Source organism: Geodermatophilus sp. SYSU D00663 (genome assembly GCF_054050655.1).
Window position 1 is genome coordinate 74,714 of the sequence record NZ_JBJGZT010000023.1, and the last position, 6,901, is coordinate 81,614.

A 6,901-nucleotide genomic window follows, 5' to 3' on the forward strand; every position below is an offset into this window, starting at 1 on the left:
TGGTCGGGCCGGACCGGCGCGGGGACGACCGCGGTCACCGGGCGACCGCCCCGGCTGCGGCCCGCGGCTCCGCAGAGGCGGCGCGTTCCGCGCGGACCTGCGGCACGAGCAGCGTCCGGCGCACGGCGACGGCGGCCAGCACCGGCCCGAGCGCCAGGGCCAGGGGGCTCCACGGCACGGCGCCGTCAGCGGTCGTCACCAGCAGCGCGACGGCGGCCAGCGACCCGAGCTCGACCGCGCGCAGCGCGAGCACCCGCCGCTGCCGCCCGTGGACCGACGCCAGGCTCGCGTACGGGAGCAGCGCGGCCGCGGCCGCGGCGTGGACGCTCCAGGCGGCCACCGCGCCCACCGGCACGTCGTACCCCCCGCCGGTCAGCAGCGGTCCCGCCCACGGCAGCGCGACGACGGCGAGCACGCCCAGCAGGCCGACCAGGACCGCGAGGCCGGCGGCGGCGCGGTCGGCGGCGTCCAGGCCGGCGCGCGCACCCCGCGGGCGCAGCGCGACGAAGTGCGGCAGCAGGAAGGACCCGAGCCCGGCGACGAGGACCATCGCCGGGGCGGTGTAGACCCGCGCGGCCTCCAGCGGGCCGTAGGCCGCGGCGCCGGCCACCCCGACGACGAGCAGCCGGAGCAGCGTGAGCTGCGCCGGGCGGATCGTCTGCGCCGCCGCCCGCCAGACGCCGAAGGCGGCGACGGCCCCGAGCGCCGGGCGCCGCCACGGACCGTGCGGCCGCTCCCCGGCCGGGAGCAGCGCCCAGGCGAGCAGCGCCGCGCCGGCCTGCCCGGCGAGCAGGGCGGCGACGAAGGACGCGAGGGTGAGCTCCCCGGCGGACCGGGCGAGCACGAGGGTGGCCAGCGACAGGACGAGGGCGGTGACGTCGACGGCCGGCAGCGACCAGAACCGGCCCGCGGCCATGAGCAGCCGGCGGAGCGCGTCCTCGACGACGAAGGCGACGACGGCGGGCCCGGCGAGCAGCGCCGCCCACAGCGGCAGGGCCCCGCTGACGACGGCGAGCAGGCACCCGGCCGCGCCGGCGGCGCCCGCGACGAGCACCGCGCCCACGTGCAGGCCCGCGCGGATCCCGGGGTCGTGCCGGTCCAGCACGGTGAGCGAGTCGCCGACCAGGCCGCTGGACACGGCGGTGGCCAGGACGAGCGCGCCGTAGGCGAGCGAGAAGACCGCCAGCCCCGCGGCACCCAGCTCGCGGGCGGCCGCGACCTGCAGGACGAGGCCGGCCAGCGCCTGGGTGCCCTGTCCCACGAGGGCCCCGGCGGCCCGGCCGCGCGGTCCCACGCCGGCCACCTACGCGGTCCCGAGGACGGCCGCCCCCACCTCGGGGGCGATCCGCTCGGCGTACTCGGCGGTCATGTGCAGGCCGTCGGCGTAGACCGGGGTGGACCCGACGACGGCCGGGCACAGGTCGTCGACGCAGAACCAGCGCTCGGGGTCGACGAACGTGGCCCCGGTCGCCTCCGCCACGTCCTCCTCGACGGCCACCTGCTGCAGGAAGCGCCGCGGCGGCTCCTGCACGCAGTCCGCCGGGGTGCTGACCGTGGTCGCGCAGGTCTGCAGGTTCGCGCCCGAGGGCGGGCCGGTCAGCACGACGACGCGCGCGCCGGACCGCTGGACCCGCTGCACCACCGAGGTCATCCCCTGCTCCCAGACGGCCGCCTTGTCGGCGTCCGGGTCGGCGAGCCGGGTGTCGTAGGTGTGGCTGAGGACGACGAGCTCGGGCCGCGTGCGGTCGATGAGGTCCAGGGCCCACTCGCGGTGCTCGGCGCACTCGGTGAACGGCCGGCCCTGGTAGAGGGTCACCGCGTCCACGTTCGGGCACTGGCCCATGGTCAGCGTCCGGATCGACCAGCCCTGCGGCTCCACGGCCGCCCGGAGCGCGGGCAGCCAGGCGCCGGCGACCGAGTCGCCGAGCAGCACCGCGGAGTGCGGCGCGCCGGGGTCGCCGAACACGCACCGGTCGGCGTTCCAGTCACCGACGTCGAAGCACCCGCCGCTCCACTGCTCCTCGAGGTAGCCGGGGAGCTCGTCGAGGGCCGGCTGCAGGTCCGCGGGCCAGGCCACGAGGGCGGCCGACGCCCGGAGCTCGCGGGTCAGCGGGTCGCCCTCGGTGGCCGCCTGCGCCGCCGCGCCGGCCGCGGCCACCGCCTGCGCGTCCAGCCGGCCGGGCGGGAAGGCGACGGTCAGCCCGGCGCCGCCGACGACGAGCACGGTCGCCGTCGCGGCGGCGACGAGCCGTCCCCGGCGGCGCACGGCGGCGGCCCGGTGCTGCGCCCCCGGCGGCCGCCCGCCGGGCAGCAGCCAGCCCGAGTGCAGGACCGGCTGCTCGATCGCCGCGTACGAGACCGTGGCGAGGACCAGGGACACGACGATCGCGACGACCGCGGTGGTCGGCGTCCCGGCGCCGAGGACGGCGGCGGTGAGGACCACGACCGGCCAGTGCCACAGGTAGAGCGAGTACGAGATCCGGCCGAGGAACCGGGCCGGCGCGCTGCCCAGCACCCAGCGGGTGCCCGGCCCGCCGGGGGCGTCGCCGAACGCCACGAGCAGGACGGCCGAGAGGACCGGCAGGGCGGCGACGGAGCCCGGGAAGGGGTCGGCCGAGGTGATCACGGCCGCCGACGCCAGGACGCCGAGCAGCCCCGCCCAGGCCAGCGCGGCGCGGAGCACGCCGGGCAGCCGGCGCAGCTGCGTCGCCGTGACGGCGACCAGGGCGCCGGCCCCGAGCTCCCAGGCGCGGGTGAACGTGGAGAAGTACGCGGTCGTCGGCGAGACGGCGCTGGCGTGCACCGACCACAGGAACGACGCGGCGACGACGGCGAGGAAGGCCACGGCCAGCAGCGGCCGCGCGGAGCGCCCCCGTCCGGCGACGGCCACCACGAGCAGGATCAGCAGCGGCCAGACCAGGTAGAACTGCTCCTCGACCGCCAGCGACCAGAAGTGCTGGACCGGCGAGGGGGCCGCCGTCTGCTGGAAGTAGTCGGTGCCCTGCTGCGCGAAGTGCACGTTGGCGCCGAACGCCAGCGCCCAGGCCGCGTCGGTCAGGGTCTCCTGGAGGCGGCCGCCGAGGAACAGCAGCCAGGCCGCCAGCGACGTCGCCGCGAGGGTCGCCACCGCGGCCGGCAGCAGCCGGCGGGCGCGCCGCACGTAGAAGGCGCGGAAGGAGATCCGCCCGGTCCGCTCGCGCTCCCGGACCAGCAGCCCGGTGATGAGGAAGCCGGAGATGACGAAGAAGACGTCGACCCCGATGAACCCGCCGGAGGGCCGGCCGAGGACGTGGTCGAGCAGCACCAGGCCGACGGCGACGGCGCGCAGGCCCTCGACGTCGGCGCGGAAGCGGTGCGGCGACGCCGCCGGGCGCTCCTCCCGCGGCTGCTGCCCGGTGGGCCGCTCGGCGGTGAGGGTCACCGGCCGGCCCCCGCGACCGGGGCGGCCGGGCGCGCGGCGTCGCGGGCGACGGCGCGGCGCAGCCGCACCGAGTGCCGGACCAGGCGGGCGACGAGGTGCGCCCGGGTGTCCCGCGGGGACACGTAGCAGCGCGGCAGGGTGACGCGGTCGCCGGGCTCGTAGTCGCCGGTGACGCAGGCGTTGTCGTAGCCCGCGGCCCGGACGGCGTCGGCCGCGGCGTCGTCGTAGGAGCCGTAGGGGTAGCAGAACCCCGGCACCTCGGCCTGCAGGACGTCCTCGAGCACCCGCCGGCTCTCCCCCACCTCGGCGGCGAGCACCGCGGGGTCGGCCCCGGCGAGCCGGGCGTGGGTGAGGGTGTGGCTGCCGACCTCCTGGCCGGCCGCGGCCACCGCGCGGAGCTGCCCGGCGTCCATGATCCGGAACCGCGGGCCGGTGTCCCAGTCGTTGGTGCCGCCCAGCAGCCCCGCGACCGCGTAGACGGTGCCGGCCATGCCGTGCCGCCGCAGCACCGGGACGGCGTGGTCGAGGAAGTCGGTGTAGCCGTCGTCGAAGGTGAGGCCGACCAGGCCGGCGGCCGCGCCCCGCTCGGCGGCCCGCACCAGCTCGGTGAGCGGGACGCCGCGCAGGCCCAGCCGCCGCAGGAGGCCCAGGTGCCGGTCCAGCCGCGCGGGGTGGACGCGCAGGGCGTGCGGGTCGGGCTCGGCCGACGGGCTGATCGAGTGGTACATGAGGACCGGCGGCAGCGGCAGCCGGGAGCGGCCGCCGGTCACCGGAGGACGCCGCCGTCGACCGCCGTCTGGGCGTCGAGGGCCGCGAGCGCGCGCCGCAGCACCGTGCTCGAGGTGTGCATCGTGTACGGGAAGTAGCGGACCTCCACCCCGACGGCGGAGAAGTCGCGCTCGAGCCGGTCGCCCTTGGGGGTGCCGCGCCAGTCGTCGCCCTTGAAGATGACGTCGAACCCGACCTCGCGCCAGGTGTCGATCTTGTCCGGGACGACCTCGGCGTGCACGTCGTCGACACAGCGCAGGTTGCGCACGATCTCCAGGCGCTCGGGCAGCGGCACCACCGGCAGCCGGCCCTTGGTGAGCAACAGCATCTCGTCGGACACCACGCCCGCGATCAGCCGGTCACAGTGCGCCGCGGCGTGCCTGAGGATGTTCAGGTGCCCGATATGGAACAGGTCGTAGGCGCCCGGCGCGTAGCCGATCACTGTCATGGCGAGATCCCCCTGGTGACGTTCTCTGCCCGGCGAGTGCACAGCGCGGGCTGACCGACCGTCATCACCCGTGCGGGTCCCGTCACCCGAAGGGAGGGGCGGCCACCGGCACCGGGACCGCCGCGGCGGGCACGCCGACCGCGGCCAGCAGCTCGGCGGTGAACCGCTCGGGGGTGTGCCGGCGGCGGGCCGCGGCGGCGCCGGCCAGCGCGGCCGCGCGGGCGGCGGGCCAGTCGGCCGCCACCCGGGCGACGGCGTCGGCCCACGCCTCCGGCCGGCCGGGGACGACGGCCTGCACGCCGGGGTAGCCGTCGACCGCCTCCCGCAACCCGCTGTGCGCGCTCACCACGAGCGGGCGGGCGGCGAGCACGGCCTCCACGGCCGTGTTGCCGAAGGACTCGTCCCCCACCGACGGCACGAGGACGACGTCGGCGTCGGCCAGGTGCGGCCACACGTCGGCGCGGAAGCCGGCGAAGGTGACCCGCTCCTCCAGCCCGGCCCCGGCCACGGTCGTCCGCAGCTCCGCCTCGAACCACTCGTAGCCGGGGAACACCGAACCGAGCAGCGTCAGGGAGGCGTCGACGCCGCGGTCGAGCAGGTCCCGCAGCGCGGCGACGGCGACCTGCGGGCCCTTGCGCGGCGACAGCCGGCCGACGTAGAGCAGCCGCACCGGGCCGTCGAGGGCCACCCGCGGGGGCACGACCTCCTCCGGCGCGCGGACGGCGTTGTGCACGACCGCGCCGCGCCGGGCCGGCCGCGGGGACACCTCGGCCAGCGTGTCCAGGGTGAACCGGCTGTTGGCGACCACGCGGTCGGACAGGGCCGGGCACAGCGCCATCCCCCGCCGCAGCAGCCGCGGCGCCGAGCGCTCGGCCTCGTGCACGTGGTCCACCGAGCGCCGGCCGGCCAGCCGCGCCAGCAGCGGCCACGACGGCAGGGTCAGCGTGCTGACGTACACGCCGGCGGGGTGCGCGCGCAGCAGCCTCAGCGCGGGCAGCGCGCCCCGGACGGCGTCGGCGACCAGCCGCAGGAACCCGCGCGGGCGCAGCGCGGAGTTGCGCAGCACCGGCATCGGGCACAGCTCGACCCGCAGCCCGCGGGCCTCCAGCTCGGCGACCAGCGGGCCGGGCCCGGGCAGGGCGACGGTGACGTCGAAGCGGGTGGCCAGCGCGGTCGCCGACTCCACCAGCATCCGGTCGGCCCCGTAGAGCTCCGCGCCGGGGTGCGCCACGAGCAGCCGCGGGCGGCTCATCGCGGCAGCCGGCCCATCTCCCGGAACCACTTCACCGAGGCCAGCGCGAGGAACCCGGCCGCGGCGAGGAAGAGGACCGTGTAGACCGGCACGAACACCGCGGTCCACCCGTAGAGCACGAAGGTGCAGGCCAGCAGGCCGTAGTCGGTCGGCAGCGTCAGCAGGGAGCGGCCGACGCCCACCCGCTGGGCGGTGGGCTGGGCGCGGGTGGCGACGCCGTGCTGCGCGCGCAGCGCCTCGTTGAGCATCGTGCCGAAGTAGGTGACCGCGTCGACGACGCAGTAGCCGAGCGGGACCAGGAGCAGCACCGGGTCGACGTCGGTGGACCGGTACAGCCCGACCAGCACGGCCAGGTGGAGGCCGGAGGCCTTGGCGGCGTCGACCATGTGGTCGAGCCACTCCCCCGCCGGCGAGCCGCCGCCGCGCAGGCGGGCGAGCTGCCCGTCGGCGGCGTCGAGCGCGTAGCCGAGGACGAGGCAGGCGGCGACCGCCAGCGCCGTCGGCACCGACGGCGGCGCGAGCGCGAGCAGGACGATGCCGGTGGCGGTGGTCGCCCCGCTGACCGCGGTGACGGCGTTCGGGGTGAGCCCGGCGTGGAACGCCAGGGCGGCGAACACCCGGCCCAGCGGGCGGTTGACGAAGCGCGAGTAGGCCGGCGCGCCGGCCGCCCCCTTCTGCGCGGAGGACAGCCGGCGCAGCGTCGCGCGCAGGCTCTCGCCGCCGGGCCGTCCCGGGCGCGGGACGACGAGTGCGGCGCTGGAGTGGTCCACCCGGGGGCCTCCGTGGTTCTGCGACCGGGACCGGTCGGGGGACGCCGGCACGGGTGCGCGGCGTCGTGGCTGCCCAGCAGCATCGCCGGGCCGGCGGGGCCGCCGGGAGGGCTGCGCGGGTGCCCTCACCCGCAGGGGGCAGGGCCGCGCGGTCTCCCCCTCCGAGGAGCGAGGCCCGTCACCGTGGGTGACGGGCCTCTGGTCGGACGGAGGGTCGGTCCCGGGCGGGCCGTCGCAGGACG

General features: G+C 78.0%; 6 protein-coding genes. All 6 read right to left on the reverse strand.

The window, feature by feature from the left end:
- Positions 1-34: 34 nt before the first annotated feature.
- The 6 genes from ACI79Z_RS17355 to ACI79Z_RS17380 all read right to left on the reverse strand — a co-directional run bounded on the left by ACI79Z_RS17355 (position 35) and on the right by ACI79Z_RS17380 (position 6,659).
- A complete protein-coding gene (locus ACI79Z_RS17355; protein ID WP_456903349.1) occupies positions 35-1,294 on the reverse strand; it encodes a hypothetical protein in 1,260 nt (419 codons plus the stop codon).
- Positions 1,295-1,303: 9 nt separating this feature from the next.
- Entirely contained in the window at positions 1,304-3,421 is a 2,118-nt protein-coding gene (locus ACI79Z_RS17360; RefSeq protein WP_456903350.1) for an acyltransferase family protein, read from the reverse strand.
- Positions 3,418-4,191: a polysaccharide deacetylase family protein gene (locus ACI79Z_RS17365; RefSeq protein WP_387987913.1), complete on the reverse strand. Its 774-nt coding sequence runs from the start codon at positions 4,189-4,191 to the stop codon at positions 3,418-3,420. The genes ACI79Z_RS17360 and ACI79Z_RS17365 overlap by 4 nt, the downstream gene beginning before the upstream one ends.
- Positions 4,188-4,637 (reverse strand): adenylyltransferase/cytidyltransferase family protein, encoded by a 450-nt coding sequence (locus tag ACI79Z_RS17370; RefSeq protein ID WP_387987914.1) that lies wholly within the window; start codon positions 4,635-4,637, stop codon positions 4,188-4,190. Before ACI79Z_RS17370 ends, ACI79Z_RS17365 begins: the two co-directional genes overlap by 4 nt.
- A gap of 82 nt (positions 4,638-4,719) precedes the next feature.
- Complete coding sequence (locus tag ACI79Z_RS17375) at positions 4,720-5,889, reverse strand: glycosyltransferase family protein (protein ID WP_456903351.1); 1,170 nt, start codon at positions 5,887-5,889, stop codon at positions 4,720-4,722.
- Positions 5,886-6,659: a CDP-alcohol phosphatidyltransferase family protein gene (locus ACI79Z_RS17380; RefSeq protein ID WP_387987916.1), complete on the reverse strand. Its 774-nt coding sequence runs from the start codon at positions 6,657-6,659 to the stop codon at positions 5,886-5,888. The genes ACI79Z_RS17375 and ACI79Z_RS17380 overlap by 4 nt, the downstream gene beginning before the upstream one ends.
- Positions 6,660-6,901 lie beyond the last annotated feature (242 nt).

Excerpts from the sequence above, each read along its gene's own strand:
- ACI79Z_RS17370 (WP_387987914.1), bottom strand. The coding sequence starts at position 4,637 with ATGACAGTGATCGGCTACGCGCCGGGCGCCTACGACCTGTTCCATATC.
- ACI79Z_RS17375 (WP_456903351.1), bottom strand. The coding sequence starts at position 5,889 with ATGAGCCGCCCGCGGCTGCTCGTGGCGCACCCCGGCGCGGAGCTCTAC.